Source organism: Nocardia sp. NPDC051052, assembly GCF_044456045.1.
Lineage (GTDB): Bacteria > Actinomycetota > Actinomycetes > Mycobacteriales > Mycobacteriaceae > Nocardia.
Map to the genome: position 1 here is coordinate 163757 of NZ_JBITFL010000016.1, position 16051 is coordinate 179807.

The window sequence follows — 16051 nt, forward strand, 5'->3', positions numbered from 1 at the left end:
AGGTAATCGGCGTGGCGCGGTACGTGACAGGCAACCTCCCCGCCGAAGTGACCAGCTTCGTCGGGCGGGCCGGCGAAGTCGCCACCGCCAGGAAACTGCTGTCCAGCACGCGCCTGCTCACCCTCACCGGCCCGGGTGGGGTCGGCAAGACCCGGCTGGCCAGGCGGGTGGGCGAGGCGGTGCGACGGGCCTTTCCCGACGGCGTGTGGCTGGTCGAGGTGGCCCACGTCAACGACGGGGACCTGGTGGCGCTCAGCGTCGCGCAGGCGCTCGGCCTGCACGACGACACCAGCGCGCCGCTGGCCGGCCTCACCGATTACCTCGGCGGCAAACACCTGCTCCTCATCCTCGACAACTGCGAGCACCTCATCGGCGCCTGTGCCGAACTCGTCGACCGGCTGATCGCCAGCACCCCCGACATGCGGGTGCTGGCGACCAGCCGGGAGCCGCTCGGCGTGCTGGGGGAGCAGGTGCTGCCGATCGCGCCGCTGCCGGTGCCCGACATCGACGAGGACTCCGGCGCCGTCGACGCGGCCGACAACGCCGCCCTACGGTTGTTGATCGACCGCGCGACCGCCGCGAACCCCGAATTCCGGGCCACCGCGACCAATCTCGGCGCGCTCGCGGCGATTTGCCTTCGCCTGGAAGGCATCCCGCTGGCACTCGAGCTGGCGGCGTTGCGGCTGCGCGCTTTTACCCCCGACCAGGTGCTGGCACGTCTCGACGACACCATGCGCCTGCTCACCACCGGCCTGCGAACCGCGCCGCAACGGCAGCAGACGCTCGAGGCCGCCATCCGCTGGAGCTACGACCTGTGTACGCCGGACGAACAGCACCTGTGGGAGCAGCTCGCCGTGTTCGCGGGCGGCCTCGACCTGGCCGCCGCCGAGGCGGTGTGCGTATTGGATCCGCCCGGCGCGCTGGTGGACGCGCTCGCCGGGCTGGTCGACAAGTCGGTGCTGAGTCATCGCAGCGACAGCGACGGCACCGGCCGCTACACCATGCTCGAGCCGCTGCGGCAGTTCGCGCTGGCGCGGCTCGCGGCACACGGCGACGAGTACGCGGTGCGGATCCGGCACCGCGACCACTACTACCGGGTCGCACGGCGGGGGCGCGTCGAATACTGGGGCGACGCGGACGTCATCTGGTTCCGCGACGTCACCCGCGAACACGCGAATATGCGTGCGGCGCTGCAATTCGCGCTCGCCGACCCCGACGGCGCACACCGGGGGTTACAGATCGCCAGCGAGTTGCGGCCGTTCTGGGAGCACTACCGGTTCTTCCTCGAGGGCTATCGCTGGTTGATGGACGCGCTCGGCAAGGATCTCGCCCGCACCAGCGACCGGGCACGGGCGCTGGCCGCCGCCTCGGTCATCGCGGGCATGCTGTCGGATACCGAGTCGGCGCACCGGTACCTGCGCGAATGTGTCGCGATAGCAACGGAATTGGATGCCGAGGAGGTGTTGGTCGAGGCCGCGTTGCTGTCGGCGGTACTGGCCTTCGCCGAGGCCGACCCGATGCGTGCGCTCGAAATAGCCGAGGCCGCCGCCGTGCGGGCCCGCGCGTGCGGGCAGCACGGCACGGAGATGGAATGCTTGGCATTCGGCTATGTGTGCGCGATGGTGCTGGCGGACGGACGGGCAGGCACGCTGGCCGAGCAGTTCCTGGCCAAGTCGACCGAGCAGGGTTCGCACCTGCTCGGTGGCCTCGCGTGGTGGGCGGTCGGCACCAACCAGTGGCGAAACGGCAACGAGGACAAGGCGATCGAGGATCTGCGCCGGGCGGTCGAACTGTTGCGCTTGTTCGATCGTTGCGTGTGGACGGCGTCGGTGTTCGACGGGCTGGCCTGGGCCGCGGCGGCCGGCGGCGATCAGCGCCGAGCCGCGCGGCTGATGGGCGCCGCGACGACGGTGCGGCGCGGCAGCACGCAGCGGCTCGCGCACGCCATGACCGACGTGGTCGGCGAGAAGGTTCGGCTTCAGGTCTATGACGCCATGGGGGACAAAGACTTCGGCGTGGAGTTCGACAGCGGTGCCGCACTCACCCTCGACGAGGCGGTGAGCTACGCCCTCGGCGTCGAACAGTCCGCCCCGCTACCGGCTCCGAAACCCGTTGCGGACAACCAGCTCACCCGTCGCGAGAAGGACGTGGCGCGCTTGGTCGCCGCCGGGTACAGCAACAAACGCATTGCCGCCGAGCTGGTCATCTCCATTCGTACGGCGGAGAGCCACGTCGACCACATCCTTACCAAGCTGGGCTTCGAATCACGCGCCCAAGTCGCGGCCTGGGTCAGCAAGCACGCGCTCTGACCAGGTCAGTCGCCGGTGGCGCCGTCGATGCGTTCGCGCAGTAGATCGGCGTGCCCGTTGTGCCTGGCGTACTCCTCGATCATGTGCAGATAGACCCAGCGGAGGTTGTATACCAAGGTGGGGCGGCGGGGGTGCGGGAAGGTGTGCTCCAGGGTCAGGTCGGCGACTGCCGCGTCGGCCAGTTCGATCTCACGGCGATACAGTGCGAAATCTGTTGCGGGGTCGGCCTGTTCGGTGTCGTCGAAGTCGCCGTCCTGGTTGTCCGAGCTGCTGTAGACGTAATCGATGTCCGCTGCCGCGGCGGCGAGCCGGAACCAGCCGCGCTCCACCTCGGTCATATGCCGGACCAGGCCGAGCAGCGACATCGTCGATGGTTCGACGGAACGCTGCTTGAGCTGCTCCTCGGCGAGCCCCGCGCACTTCGTCAGCAGGGTGGCACGGTGAAAGTCGAGCCAGCTTTGGAGCATCGGTCGCTCGTCGGCGATCAGCGGCGGTTTGGTTCGGGTGGGGTCGGGCGCAGTCCAGGTCACGTGCCGACGGTAACGCGACTAGGCCGTCGGTGGCTCGTGATTATTGTTCAGGAGTTAGCTGCGGGTGAATCGTTTCGCCTTGTCGCCACGTAACTTGTCGGCAGGCACTGTGCGTCCACACAACACCAGCAGCAGGTCCTGGGCGTCGCCGGTGACGACCTCGCCGGAGCCGTAGCGCCAATCCAGATCATCGGCGCGCAGTTCGACCCCTTTGAGGTCCACCCCGAAGAACTTGACGCTCTTCGGGGTGATGGCGTCGAGTACGAGGCGCAGCCGGTCCTCAGGCACCTTGCGGTCGAGCCCGAGCGCGACCGTGATGTCCAAACCGTGGATGACGTCGTGACTCAACGCGCCCTCGAACCCGCCATCCGGCGGCTTCCACGGATGATCAACGTTGTCCCACAACGACTTCAGCAGATCCTCCGCCGTGAGCCGCTCGGCATCTTGGCGCGCGGTACGATCGGCCATCCGATGGAAACTCCCCACCGCCCGCACCATCTCGAGCGCGAACCGCGCCCCCGAAAGCCGAAACGGCATGGTCATATGCGCGACCACCTCCCGCACCCGCCAGCCCGCACACAGCGTCGGCGCATCCCACCGTTCCGCATCGAGCCCGGCCAATAGCTCGGCAAGGTCAGTCCGCTCACCAGTGATCGCCTTGCGCACCTCGACATCCGTCATAGTGTCTCCTCGCCCGCGATCATTCCCCGTCCCGCCCCCAACCGCCACGCAACGCGAAAATTCACCGGCGAAGACAGCCCACTGCGATGTCATTTGCTGGCGACAGACCGCAATCTGCATGATGGGTGGGACATCAGCACCCTGTCTGCCGCGACCGCAAGAGCTATCCGGGAGTAGAGCTTTGACCTCACCCATCGCACCCTTCGATGCGGACTACCTCCTTGACCCGTATGCCGTGCACCGCGAGCTGCGCGACAGTGCGCCGGTGCACCGTATCGAGCTTCCCGGCGGCGCCCAAGCGTGGTTGGTCACCCGTGCGGCGGATGTCCGGCAGGCCCACAGCGACTCTCGCCTCTCGATCGCCAAAAGCTCTTCCCGCGACGGCTACAAGGGCTTTGCCCTGTCACCTGTTTTGGACGCGAATCTGCTCAATATCGACCCACCCGACCACACCCGCCTGCGTCGCTTGGTCTCCCACGCCTTCACCCGCCAGCGGATGCAGAGCTTGCAGGGCAAGATTCAAGCCGAAACCGATGTGCTGCTCGACCGGATCGTGGACCGGGCGCAGCCCGAGCTCATCGCCGACTTCGCCGCACCGCTACCGCTGACGGTGATCAGCGACCTGCTCGGCATCGTGAGCGAGGATCGAGCACAATTCCGCACCTGGACGAATACCCTGCTCGCACCCGATCCGAATGAACCGCGGCAAGCGAAGCAAGCTGTCGTCAATATGGAGCGATTCATGGTCGACCTGGTTGCGACCAAACGCGCTACTCCTGCCGACGATTTTCTGTCCGATCTGATCACCGTGCGCGATGCGGGGGATGGGCTCACCGAGGACGAACTCGTTGCCTTGGCGTTCCTGATTTTCTGGGCAGGCTACCAAAATGCTGTCGAGTTCATCGGGAAGGCCGTGCTGGCGTTGCTCGACAATCCGGATCAGCTAGCGGCGCTGCGCATTACCGCACCCCTGGTGAGCGACGCGGCGCTCGAGGAGCTGCTGCGGTACTCGCACGCCAACCAATTCGCCATCCGTCGGTTTCCCACCGAGGACATCACCATCGGCGGCGTTCGCATCCCCGCCGGTGACACCGTCCTCCTCGGTACCGCTTCGGCCAATCGGGACCCGGCACTCACGCCTGACCCGGATACCCTCGATCTGACGCGGGCCGAAAACCCACACCTCTCGTTCGGCAACGGCATTCACTATTGCCTCGGTGCCCCGTTGGCGCGGCTCGAGGGTCGCATCGCCATCGGCAGTCTGCTGCACCGCTTCCCGCGTATCGAATTGGCAATCCCGCGCGAGGAAATCCGTTGGCGATCCTCGTTCCGGGAACACGGATTAGCGGCCCTGCCACTGATCCTCGGTGCCTAGGTGTGGGCGCAGCCAGTTCTCGAAGGTCAGCATGGCGGGGTGGAGGTCGCGTAGGAGGGGGAGGTTTCGGTCCAGGGTGAGGATGTCGCGGGTCTGGAAGAACTGGAACATCGCCGCGTAGTCGTGGCCGACCTTCGGCATCGCGGACCGCAGCATGTCCAGGGGCATCGGCTGGTATGCGCAGGGTGTTCCCGTCACGCGCTCGACGGTGGCGGCTATCTCGTCGCCGGTGAGGCTGTCCGCGGTGACGGCGAGATCGCGGCTGCCCCAGCTCTGCCAGTGCCGCAACAGGAAATCAGCGAACCACGCGATGTCGTCCAGGCCGATCAACGGGTAGCTGCCGGTGCCAAGCGGTAGGGAGAACAGCAGTCCGGAGCGTCCGTCGGGGAGTGGGCCGCGTCGAGGCGCGAGCCGTTCCCGCAGATTCTCGAAGTAGGGCGAGGTCGTGAGGATCGAAACATGGCCGGTGTACCAGCCGTCGCTTTCCTGTCGCATCATCTCGTCGGACCGGAGCATGTTGATGTGTGCCGCGACGGCGGCCTTCGCGTCGAAGTGCGGCACCGGAACGGATCCGCCGGTCAGCGTGACCGCGCTGTCGAGCGAGGACCAGACGAATCGTTCGACTCGCGCCTCGCACGCCGCCTCCAGCGCGGCGACTCCCTGCCGATACTCGCCGAAAATGCTTGCGCTGGACCAGAAGTCGGTGTTGCAGAACACCTGATCCACACCGGACATGGCCGCCCGAATGCTGTCGGGATCGTCCAGATCGCCTTGGAGCATTCGGACCCTATCGCCGACGCGCGCCAGTAGGTCGGTGGCCCGCTCCGAGCGGGGATCGCGGGTGAGCACGGCCACGGTGGCATCGGGTGACTCGAGCAGGCGCCGCACGACCCTGCCGCCCATCGCGCCGGTGCCGCCGATAACGAGTGTGTCAACCATGATTGGTCCTTTTCGTTATGGAAGATGAGGTGCGAGAACATGTTCGGCGACCTGCCGGTGCGTGGCGATCCAGGCGTCCGCGCGTACCCGCTCGATATGGCCGAGGATCCGATCGAACATGCCGGACAGCAGCGGCCGTCCGCCCACATGCGCGTGCACGGTCAGGTTGAGCACACCGGGACCAGGCGCATCGAGCACGTGCCGCAGCAGATCGGCGTTGGCGTCGAGGTAGCCCCGCGGCGAGGCGCCCCCGCGCACGTCGGACAGCTCGCTGTGCATGATCGCGACGAGCGGACCGGCCGGGGTCGCCAGCACCTGGGGCAGCTCGCGGTCGTTGTAATCGCCGCACCACAGGTAGCCGGCCTCGGCCAGCAGTTCGGGGGTGTGCGCCGTGCCCGAGGCGCGGGGGCTCATCCAACCGGTCGGACGCACCCCGGTGAGGTCCTCGAGTATCGAGGTACACCGCCGGATGTTCGCGCGTTCGGCCGGCACGTCGAGCAGCGCAGGAATAACGTCCTGCGCATAGGAGTGCGCGGCGACCTCGTGGCCCGCATCGTGCATGGCCCGCACGGCATCCGGAAACCGTTCGGCCACTAGGCCGTTGACACCGAAGGTGGCGGGCATGCCATGGGCATGGAGAATCTCCAGCAGCCGCCACACTCCGGTGGTGGCGCCGTATTCGGACCAGGAGACGCTGTGCGCGTCGTGTGCTCCCGGCAGCGGCCACGCCGTGGCCATCGGCGCGTAGACCGGCCAGTGGCCCGGCGACCACAGCTCCACGGCAGCGGTGATCATGATCGCGATCTTCTTCTCGCCGGGCCACCGGATCGGTTCGTCAACCGGCATGCCTAGCACCTCCGTCCGTTGCGGTCGACGTACGGGCTGCGGGGGTCGTGACGTCCCGCCGGGCACGGACGAACGCCTCGACACAGCGCGCGATCTCCGCCTCCGTATGGGCCGCCGAGACCTGAATGCGGATGCGTGCCGCGCCCTTGGGTACGACCGGATGGGTGAAGGCGACCGCGTGGACACCGTGCGTGAACAGGGCCTGCGACGTCCGGGCGGCGACGACGGCGTCGCCGAACATGACCGGAACGATCGGATGTTCGCCGGGCAGCGGGTCGAATCCGGCAGCGGCCATCGACCGGCGGAACAACGCCGCGTTGTCTTGGAGGCTTTGCCGTTGCGCCCCAGCGGTTTGCACCAATTCGAGCGCGGCGAGCGAACCCGCCACCACGACCGGCGGCACCGCGTTCGAGAAAACATAGGGGCGAGAGCGTCTGCGCAGCAACTCGACGATCTCCGATCGGCCGCTGACATATCCGCCGGAGGCGCCGCCCAGAGCCTTGCCGAGCGTGCCGGTCAGGATGTCGACCCGGGCCTGCGCTCCGGCCGACTCAGCGGTACCGGCGCCCGTTTCCCCGAGCACCCCCACCCCGTGCGAGTCGTCGACCATGACCATCGCGTCGTACTGCTCGGCGAGGTCGCAAATAGCTTGCAGGGGTGCCAGGGAGCCGTCCATGGAGAACACCCCGTCGGTGACGAGGAGACGGCGGCGGCACCCGGCGGCCCGCCGCAGCTGCGCCTCGAGGTCGTCCATATCCCTTGTGCGATAGCGATATCGGGCCGCCTTGCTCAGCCGGATGCCGTCGATGATGGAGGCATGGTTCAACTCGTCGCTGATCACCGCGTCCTGCGCATCGAGCAGCGTCTCGAAAACCCCGCCGTTGGCATCGAAACAGGAACTCAGCACCATGGTCGCCTCCGTGCGCAGCAGGCTGGAGATCGCATGCTCGAGGTCGAGGTGCAGCGGCTGGGTCCCGCAGACGAAACGCACACTGGCCATGCCGAATCCGTGCGTGTCCAGCGCCGACTTCGCCGCGGCGCGCACCAGCGGATGGTTGGCCAGCCCTAGATAGTCGTTGGCGCAGAAGTTGAGGAGTTCGTGCCCGGCAATCGAAATCCGGGTCGACTGAGGTGTGCCGATCGGCCGTTCGTGGGTGACCTCCCCCAGCACGGCGCGAAGTTCGTCGCGGATGGTGAACACGTCGGAGCACTCCCTCACTCGATGGACATCACCGCTCATCCGGCGACCGTCTTCAGGTTCCGTCCGGTGCGGGCGGGCGTCCAATGCCCAGTGCGGACTCGGACCATGCCTGGCAGGCATGGTCCGAGGTGAGCGGCGCGGGTGGCCCGCGTGCGGCTACGGTGGGGGCATGACCGGGGTCGCTTCGCCGCTCGATCTGGACCTCCGGGTGGTCCGGTACTTCGTCGCGATCGCCGAGCACGGGCAGTTCAGCCGGGCCGCGGCCGTCCTGCACGTGGGGCAGCCGTCGCTGAGCAGGCAGATCCGTGGGCTCGAGCGGCAACTGGGGGTGCGGCTGTTCGACCGGGCACCGCACGGCGCCCCGCTCAGCGAGGCCGGGGCGGCGTTCCTGCCCAAGGCCAGGGCGTTACTGCGCACCGCGAACGAAGCCGCGGCCGCGGCCCGCGCGACGGCCGGAGCAGGCAGCATATCGATCGGCTACACCGCGGCCCTCGTGATCACCGCGGCGACCAGGGAACTGCGTCGCCGATGCCCCGAGACCACCGTGCGGACCACGTATCTCGGCTGGCATCGGCCCGGCGAGGCCCTGCTCGACCGCCGAGTCGACGCGGTCGTCGCCCGCCTGCCCTTCCCGGCCGACCGGCTGCAGGTGACACCGCTCTACGACGAGCCGCGCGTCGTCATCGTCGCCCGCGATCACCACTTGGCCGGGCGGCCGTTCGTCGACCTCGCGGACATCGCCGACGAACCCCTGCCCCGAGTATCGGGCCTCGATCCCGCATGCAACGCCTTCTGGCGCCTGGAACCACGACCGGACGGCCACCCGGCACCTACTGGCCCCGCCATGGACACGCTCGACGACACCTGGGAATCCGTCGCCTCCGGTGACACCCTCGCGGTCGCCACCCGCAGCCACGTCCACACGGCCCGATCGGACTTAGCCGTGATCCCCCTGCGTGGGGTCGCACCGAGCCGTGTCGTCCTGGCGACCCGCGCCGACGACACCGGACCCCTGGTAGCGGCCTTCCGAGACTGCGCCACAACACATTTGACCGCGTGACACCGAACGCGCAATCTCCGCTGATTTAAAGGCCTACACGGGGTGGGGAAGGTGCTTGCGGTGGCGGCCGTGCTGGCCGGAGTACGTGAAGCGAATAGCGTTGTCGCCGTGCAGTTTCTCGTCCGGCAGGATGCGGCCGCATAGGACGAGTAGGAGGTCTTGGGCGGTGCCGGAGAGGACTTCACCGAAGCCGTAGCGCCAGTCCAGGTCTTCGGCGCGGAGCTCGATACCGTCGAGGTCGACTCCGAAGAACTTGACGCTCTTCGGATTGACGGCGTCGAGTACGAGGCGCAGCCGATCCTCGGGCACCTTGCGATCCAGCCCGAGCGCGACGGTGATGTCCAGACCATGGACGACGTCGTGACCCAACGCCCCCTCGAAGCCGCCGCCCGGTGGCTTCCACGGGTGACCAACGTTGTCCCACAGCGACTTCAGCAGATCCTCGGCGGTGAAGCGCGCCGCGTCCAGGCGGGCGGCGTGGTCGGACATTCGGTGGAAACGTCCTGCCGCTCGGAGCATTTCGAGCGCGAAGCGGGGTTCGGAGAGGCGGTACGGCAGGGTGATGTGCGCGACGACCTCGCGCACCCGCCAGCCGCGGCACAGCGTCGGCGAATCCCAGCTCTCGGCGTCCAGGCTGGTCAGCACCTCGGCGAGTTCGGTCCGTTCCGCCGTGATCGCCGCGCGCACATCGGTCACCGTCTCTCCTCACCGTGATACCGCGACATGCCCGAGCCGAGCGAATAACGCCGCGGAATTACTTAGGATTTGTCGGGAAATTCCCGTTCGGTGATGCTAATCCTAAAACTGGACGAAATGCGGCAGAGTGATTTTTCGGCTTTTCAGAACGGCGTGTCGCGTATGTGGATCAGGCGGGCGTAAGGAATGTACCCGCGTGCAGAGTGGTGCCGAAGCCAGGGGTAAAGGTGCCGTATTCGTAAACGAGGTGCCCGCCGACAATGGTGGCGGCGACGGCGCGGTCATTGCGATTGACCATCCGATTCAGCCCCGCAATACCAGGAAACGGCGTTTCGGCGTATTCGGCACTGGAACCGTCGAAACCCGCCGGGTCGATCACCGCGATATCGGCGCGGGCGCCCTCGCGCAGGTGGCCGACGTCCAGGCCGTACCACTGCGCCAGCTCACCCGTCAGCCGGTGCACGGCCGCCTCGATCGGCATGAACTTGCGCTGGTGTGCCCGCTCCAGCATGCGCAGACCGAAGTTGTAGAAGGCCATATTGCGCAGGTGCGCGCCCGAATCGGCGAAGCCGACCTGCACGTGGGGAGAGCGCTGCAGCCAGTCGAGCACCTCGTCGCGATCGTTGGCGATGACGGTGCGCCAGCGCAGCTTCGCGCCGTGCGCGACGGCGAGGTCGAGCAGCGCGTCGGCCGGATGGATGCCGCGCTCGTCGGCCACCTCGCCGAACGACTTCCCGACCACCTCGGCCTCGGGGCAGGACACGATCTGCGCGTCGTACAGGTCTCGATGCCACACCCGCGGGCCGTACTTCTTCGCGAGGTCCTTGCGGAACTGCCTGCGGTAGGACTCGTCGGCGAGCAGCTCACCGCGCTTCATCACGTCGCGGATATTCAGCGCCGCGACCCCGGAGCCGAACTCCTCGAAGACCACCAGATCGACGCCGTCGGCGTAGACCTCGAACGGCACCGGCAGGTGCTGCCACCGGAATGCCGCCCCGCCAACGGTGTTCGCGATCCAGGCCGCCGTGGTCGCGGCGCGCGCCGTGGTGCGGTCGGCCTTCACGTCCATGCCCGCGATGAGGGTTGTCTTGAGCGGCTTACGGAATCGCCCGGCACTCTGCGCGAAGTAGCGCGCGATCTCCAGCCGGGAGGTGAGGTTGGGCGTGCTCTGATGAATCCGATTCCGTTGCCGCAGAATCTTGTTCAGCGCGGCGTACTCGCGCCAGCCCGCATAGGTCGACGGCAGCTGCCTGGTCGGGAAGCGCACCCCCTCCAGTTTCGAGAAGGAGCTGCGAATGGTGGACAGCCCGAGGAATCCGGCGTCGAGCGCGTCGGTCAGCATCTGCCGCATGCGATTCAGCTCGTCGCCGGTCGGCTGCGCCTGCGGGTCCACCGCGCGGCCGAGCCCCATGACGGCGACCCGGATATCCGAATGGCCGAGTAGCGCGGCCACATTCGCGCCGAGCGGGCGCGCGGCGAGCGATTCGGCGTAGGCGCGCGGTCCGTCCCAGTTCTGGTGTTCCTTGACCGCCGAATGCACGGCATCCCAGGGGAGGGCCTCCACCCTGGCGAACATGTCCGCGCAATCGTCGGCGTCGGCGTACACCGTGGACAGCGAGCAGTTCCCGATCACCACGGACGTGACACCGTGCCGCACCGACTCGCCGAGCCCCGGATTGCCGAGCACTTCCGCGTCGTAGTGCGTGTGCACGTCGAGCATGCCCGGAATGACCCATTTGCCGGTCGCATCGATGGTCTGCGCACCATCGGGCAGCGGCTCGGCGCTGACCGCGACCACCTTCCCGTCCTTGATGCCGACGTCCGCGGTGCGCGGTGGCGATCCCGCCCCGTCGAAGACCGACCCGTCCCGAACCACCGCGTCGTAGCGCGTCATCTGAGCCTCCATGCCCTCCGGTATCTGATACCACCGGTAATGAGTACATCGTCGCACGGACGGCTACCCCCGGTCATCGGTTGGGTGCACGTGGTTATCCATCCAGGCGGTGCGTGGAAACGAATACGAGAGCGGTGGGTCGCTCGGTCCACCCGCTGTCGCGGCAGCGGCGAATACGGAGAACGGGGATCATGCATGCCGGTGAGGTCCGCTCGAATCAGGATGCTGGCCGCCTATTGTGTCGTTGCGCTGGTCGGCCTGTTGCCGTCGAGTGTGGCGCGGGCGGACAGCGTTGTCGAAGGCATCGATGTCGCGGCAGCCGGCGTCGATTGGGCCGGCGTGCAGAGCAAAGGGGCAGCCTTTGCCTATATCAAGGCGACTCAGGGACGGGACGGCGTCAACGCGGCGTTCGCTGAGCTGATCAGCGGCGCGACCACGAACGGTTTGTTCCACGGCGCGTTTCACGTCGCCGCGCCGGATACGAGCAACGGTGTCGACCAAGCGAATTACTTTGTGGACCACGGCGGGGTCTGGACCCCCGATGACGATCACACCCTGCCCGGCGCGATTCTCCTGCAAGGAAAGGGCAAGGCACACGAATGCTATGGGCTCGACCCCGCGGCGATGGTCAGGTGGCTGAAGGATTTCAGCAATACGTACCGAACGAGGTCAGCCGACCGGCCGCCGGTGATCGCGACCACCGTTGAGTGGTGGAAAACCTGCACCGGCGATTCCGGAGACTTCGGTTCCGTGAACCCACTGTGGATACTGCACTCCGCTGGTTCCGCGGACGCGCTGCCCGCAGGCTGGTTATTCAGCACGATTACGCAGTACAAAGTCTCCGGCCCCAATCGAGGGATGGACAAGTTCGCCGGGGATCAAGCCGCACTGAAGCAATTCGCGACGACGACATAGCGGCGCATTGCTGCCCGTCCTTCACTCGTGACCACGCCGCCGACGACGTCGCCGTGGCACCGGAGCGGGCGGCAACGCGCTGGAACCGCCGTAAAGATCCCCTTGCGCCCGCTGATAGTTCGCCCGGATGCGGCCGCCGACCGAAGGGACACTGGGAGCGGGGATCTCGGCTACCGTGCGCGCGGGCCAGATCGGCGGTTCTGTCGCACCGCTGAGCGCCCAGGCGGCCTGCCGTGCGGCGCCGAGCGCCACATACTCGTTCGGCTGCGGAACAGTCACGGGCACACCGAATATCTGCGCGGCGATCTCGGCGACCAGGGTGGAGCGAGCGGCCCCGCCGATCAACAGGATTCGCCGCACGCCGGTGCCGCGCGAACGGAGATGGTCGAGTGCCTCGGCCATGTTGCACAGCATGCCTTCGTAGGCGGCGCGCGCAATATGGCTGGGGCGCATGGTTTCCGGACGCAGGCCGTGCAGGCTGCCGGTGGCGTGCGGCAGGTTCGGGGTGCGTTCGCCGGACAGATAGGGGAGTAGGACGAGTCCGTCGGCGCCCGGCGGTGCCTGCGTGGCAAGCGATTCGAGGGTGGCAAGGTCGACGCCGAGCAGGTCGGCGGTGTATTCGAGGACTCGCGCGGCGTTGAGGGTGCACACGAGCGGCAGGAAAGCCCCTGTCGCGTCGGCGAATCCGGCCACCGCGCCGCTGGCGTCGGCGCTGGGCGCGGCGGAGCGGGCGAAGACGGTGCCGCTGGTGCCGAGCGAAACCACCACGTCGCCGTCGCTGAGCCCGAGACCCAGTGCGGCTCCGGCATTGTCGCCGGTGCCCGCCGCGACGAGCACGCCGCCCGGCGTGTGTCCGGCGGCCTCGGACGGCCCGAGTACCCGGGGCAGCTCCGGTGTGCGGCCGCGAAAGCCAAGGGCGAGTAGGTCTTTGCGGTACTCGCAGTCGGCAGGCGACCAGTAGCCGGTGCCCGAGGCGTCACCGCGGTCGGTGGTCGGTTCGAGCGCGATGTTCGACGGTCCACCGCCGCGCAGCCGCCAGGTGAGGTAGTCGTGCGGCAGCATGACCCGGGCGGTGCGGTCGGCGAGTTCCGGCTCGTGATCGGCCAGCCAGCGCAGCTTGGTCACGGTGAAGGCGGCCAACGGGACGCTGCCGACGGCATCGGCCCACGCCTGCGCGCCGCCGAGTTCCAGGATCAGCTCGTCGGCCGCGGCCGCGGAGCGGACGTCGTTCCACAGCAACGCATCGCGCACCGGTCGGCCGTCGGCGTCGAGCGCGACCATGCCGTGCTGCTGACCGGCCACCGCGATCGCGTCGACCTGCTCGAGCAACCCGGCCCCCGCCGTGCGCAACGCGTCCCACCACGCCTCCGGCGGCACCTCGGTGCCGTCCGGATGCGGGGCGTGCGCCTGGTGCAGGATCTCGCCGGTGCCGGCATCGCAGACCACCACTTTGCAGGACTGGGTGGAGCTGTCCACCCCGGCCACCGTTGCCGCGCACATAGCTCCACCTTGCACCCGGAGCGTCCGCGCCCGGCGCATTTCGGGTATTCGATGGCCGGATCGGGCACACTGGCCCGGTGACCGACGATCCGGACCGACCTGCCGACGTGCACGTCCGGACCGGTGCCGGAACACCGGTGCCGGAGCTGACCGACGCCCTGCTCACCGAGCTACTCGACGAGCCACCCGATCCGGAATGCCCGTTCATCGTGATCAATCGCGGCGACCACGACTACATCCAGACCCGCCTGCTGCCCGACGGCGTCTACGAGATCGAGCATCGCGCCGACGGATCGGACGAGCAGTTTCAGGTGTACACCTCCGACGCCCGCCTGGTGCGCGACGTCATGTGGGCGTGGGTGGACGAGGACCCGTGGTGGCGCGACGCCGTCGCCTGGTATCGGGTCGATCCGGCGGTCGCCGAGGTGCAGTCCGTGCTCCGCGATTTCGAGGATCTGCTCGGCGGAATGTCGGTGCTGGACGGCATCGAAGCCACCATGGACGACGCACTGGCCCGCGCCGACGAACTGCTCGCCATGGATCTCGACGACCTGCCCGCCGAGCCTGACGAATCACGCTGACGGCACGGCCCGATAGCACCACGCGGTGCTGGCGATGTCCGCGTTCTCCAGCGGCAGATAGGCATCGCCCTCCCAGCCGAGTGCCTGTACGGTGACGCGCAATTCGCGGTCGAAACAGATCGGGTCGCGCGCATGCCAGCGATACATGCCGAATTGCTGGTCCGGCTGGTAGATCTGGTCCGGCGGCATCACCTGGACGAGCCCGACGTACGGCGCGGAGTACCTGCGATAGGTGCCGTCGATATCGAAATTCCAGGCACCGCCGAAGTAGTCCTCGGTGCCCGTGCCGCATATCGTGGGGAAGTCGGTGTCGCCGTCGAGGAAGAACTTGAACTCGCCCTCACCCCACCAACCGGGGGCGTTGGGCCGCATCGCCAGGTAGGTGCCGACGTAACGTCCCGGCCCGCACACCGTGTCCAGCACGGTGTGGATAGCGGGGTGTCCCAGTGGGTTTCGGCGTGACCACTGGGTGTGCAGGTAACCGGCGGCCGCCGGCACATCTTCCTCGGTGTAGGTGACTTGGTAGTACACCGGAACCGTACGGCCGGAATGGTTTTCCAGGGTGATCCTGGCGTGTTCGCGAAAAGGCATGGGCCAGTAGCTGTTCAGGCCGCCCGCCGGGCCGACCACCACCATTTCCGAGTCGACCAGCGCCAGTTCCTCCCAGCCGTTGCAGAAGAAGTACCCGACCGGCAGGTCGATCGCGGGCTCGGCGGCGTCGTCCCAGTACATCCGCAGCGTAATGTCGCGCAGCGCACCGCGATCGGTGGTCAGCCAGATATGGCGGACCACGCCGGGGCCGGAAATGTCTGCCAGGGTGGCGGTTTGACCGTTGTCGAGCAGGATCGACGGTGACACCTTCCAGCCGACCCCGAGGAACCGCGCCGCGTGCGCGCCGGTGCCGGTGGTCGCGCGACCGCCCGCGCCGGGAGCGCCCGTCGGGTTCTCGGCGCTGATCGACCGCGTGCGCGTGTTGTCCAGCTGCCATAGTTCCATCGGGCGCCTCCAGGGTGGGTTACAGGCCGGGCCAGCCATATCTACTAGGGGTCGGGGCGAGTCCCGCCATCCGTGAGGTCCCGCCTATTACGGCCGGAGTGGCCGCACCGTATGGTTCGGCCGGGACGCCGTACTGCTCGGCGAATTCCCGGCGGATCTTCTCCATGTCCAGCCATTTGATGTTCTGGACGAGTTCTTCGAGCGATTCGGCGTCCATGAAGCCCGCCTCGTTGTACACGAGCAAGCCTTCGCGATACGCCATCACCGTTGGGTACGCGCTGATCTCGGCCGCGTTCTTCATCGTCTCTTCGGCCATCGCGTCGACGGTGCCGTGCACGACGTCGTGGTGCCGCTCCGCCGAGGACTCGTAGATCGGCGCGAACCGGGTACACCAGCCGCACCAGTCGGCCCACCAGTCGACGAGCACGATGGGATGGCGGGCGATGGTGGACTCGAAATTGGCCGGGGTCAGGGGGAGTGTGGGCATGAGATCCTCGTATTGATTCCGACAGAGCAACCCTGCATCCT

General features: G+C 67.6%; 15 protein-coding genes. 5 read left to right on the forward strand and 10 right to left on the reverse strand.

Annotated elements, in window-relative coordinates:
* Nucleotides 1-11: 11 nt before the first annotated feature.
* The gene (locus ACIBCN_RS38655; protein ID WP_396997080.1) at nt 12-2309 is read left to right on the forward strand and encodes an ATP-binding protein; all 2298 of its coding nucleotides are present in this window, start codon (nt 12-14) and stop codon (nt 2307-2309) included.
* Nucleotides 2310-2314: 5 nt separating this feature from the next.
* On the opposite strand, the gene ACIBCN_RS38660 is transcribed toward ACIBCN_RS38655, so the two are convergent.
* A complete protein-coding gene (locus ACIBCN_RS38660) occupies nt 2315-2839 on the reverse strand; it encodes a DinB family protein (protein ID WP_396997081.1) in 525 nt (174 codons plus the stop codon).
* Between the two features lie 54 nt (nt 2840-2893).
* Complete coding sequence (locus ACIBCN_RS38665; RefSeq protein WP_396997082.1) at nt 2894-3520, reverse strand: maleylpyruvate isomerase family mycothiol-dependent enzyme; 627 nt, start codon at nt 3518-3520, stop codon at nt 2894-2896.
* A gap of 181 nt (nt 3521-3701) precedes the next feature.
* Here ACIBCN_RS38665 and ACIBCN_RS38670 point away from each other — a divergent pair, with 181 nt between their 5' ends.
* Nucleotides 3702-4895, forward strand: coding sequence for a cytochrome P450 (locus ACIBCN_RS38670; protein ID WP_396997083.1), 1194 nt, complete (start codon nt 3702-3704; stop codon nt 4893-4895).
* On the opposite strand, the gene ACIBCN_RS38675 is transcribed toward ACIBCN_RS38670, so the two are convergent.
* The 3 genes from ACIBCN_RS38675 to ACIBCN_RS38685 are packed head-to-tail and all read right to left on the reverse strand — an operon-like array spanning nt 4863 to nt 7920.
* On the reverse strand, nt 4863-5834 hold the full coding sequence (locus tag ACIBCN_RS38675) for an NmrA/HSCARG family protein (protein WP_396997084.1): 972 nt from the start codon (nt 5832-5834) through the stop codon (nt 4863-4865). The two genes, ACIBCN_RS38670 and ACIBCN_RS38675, sit on opposite strands and share 33 nt — an antisense overlap.
* Before the next feature lie 15 nt (nt 5835-5849).
* Nucleotides 5850-6680: a polysaccharide deacetylase family protein gene (locus ACIBCN_RS38680; protein ID WP_396997086.1), complete on the reverse strand. Its 831-nt coding sequence runs from the start codon at nt 6678-6680 to the stop codon at nt 5850-5852.
* Nucleotides 6670-7920 (reverse strand): glycine C-acetyltransferase, encoded by a 1251-nt coding sequence (locus tag ACIBCN_RS38685; RefSeq protein WP_396997088.1) that lies wholly within the window; start codon nt 7918-7920, stop codon nt 6670-6672. The genes ACIBCN_RS38680 and ACIBCN_RS38685 overlap by 11 nt, the downstream gene beginning before the upstream one ends.
* Nucleotides 7921-8050: 130 nt before the next feature.
* On the opposite strand from ACIBCN_RS38685, the gene ACIBCN_RS38690 reads away from it, so the two are divergent.
* Nucleotides 8051-8941 (forward strand): LysR family transcriptional regulator, encoded by an 891-nt coding sequence (locus ACIBCN_RS38690; protein ID WP_396997090.1) that lies wholly within the window; start codon nt 8051-8053, stop codon nt 8939-8941.
* Nucleotides 8942-8974: 33 nt separating this feature from the next.
* On the opposite strand, the gene ACIBCN_RS38695 is transcribed toward ACIBCN_RS38690, so the two are convergent.
* Nucleotides 8975-9637, reverse strand: coding sequence for a maleylpyruvate isomerase family mycothiol-dependent enzyme (locus ACIBCN_RS38695; RefSeq protein ID WP_396997091.1), 663 nt, complete (start codon nt 9635-9637; stop codon nt 8975-8977).
* Between the two features lie 169 nt (nt 9638-9806).
* On the reverse strand, nt 9807-11531 hold the full coding sequence (locus tag ACIBCN_RS38700; protein WP_396997092.1) for an amidohydrolase family protein: 1725 nt from the start codon (nt 11529-11531) through the stop codon (nt 9807-9809).
* 222 nt (nt 11532-11753) lie between these two features.
* Here ACIBCN_RS38700 and ACIBCN_RS38705 point away from each other — a divergent pair, with 222 nt between their 5' ends.
* A complete protein-coding gene (locus ACIBCN_RS38705; RefSeq protein ID WP_396997093.1) occupies nt 11754-12446 on the forward strand; it encodes a GH25 family lysozyme in 693 nt (230 codons plus the stop codon).
* A gap of 21 nt (nt 12447-12467) precedes the next feature.
* On the opposite strand, the gene xylB is transcribed toward ACIBCN_RS38705, so the two are convergent.
* Nucleotides 12468-13946 (reverse strand): xylulokinase, encoded by a 1479-nt coding sequence (xylB, locus tag ACIBCN_RS38710; protein WP_396997095.1) that lies wholly within the window; start codon nt 13944-13946, stop codon nt 12468-12470.
* A gap of 77 nt (nt 13947-14023) precedes the next feature.
* Between xylB and ACIBCN_RS38715 the strand changes: the two genes are divergently transcribed.
* Nucleotides 14024-14527 (forward strand): hypothetical protein, encoded by a 504-nt coding sequence (locus tag ACIBCN_RS38715; RefSeq protein WP_396997096.1) that lies wholly within the window; start codon nt 14024-14026, stop codon nt 14525-14527.
* Here ACIBCN_RS38715 and ACIBCN_RS38720 read toward each other — a convergent pair.
* Both ACIBCN_RS38720 and ACIBCN_RS38725 read right to left on the reverse strand, forming a co-directional pair.
* Nucleotides 14519-15523 carry a glycoside hydrolase family 172 protein gene (locus tag ACIBCN_RS38720; RefSeq protein ID WP_396997098.1) on the reverse strand — a complete coding sequence of 335 codons (1005 nt, stop codon included), beginning with the start codon at nt 15521-15523 and terminating at the stop codon, nt 14519-14521. The genes ACIBCN_RS38715 and ACIBCN_RS38720 overlap by 9 nt on opposite strands.
* Before the next feature lie 19 nt (nt 15524-15542).
* Complete coding sequence (locus ACIBCN_RS38725; protein ID WP_396997099.1) at nt 15543-16010, reverse strand: thioredoxin domain-containing protein; 468 nt, start codon at nt 16008-16010, stop codon at nt 15543-15545.
* Nucleotides 16011-16051 lie beyond the last annotated feature (41 nt).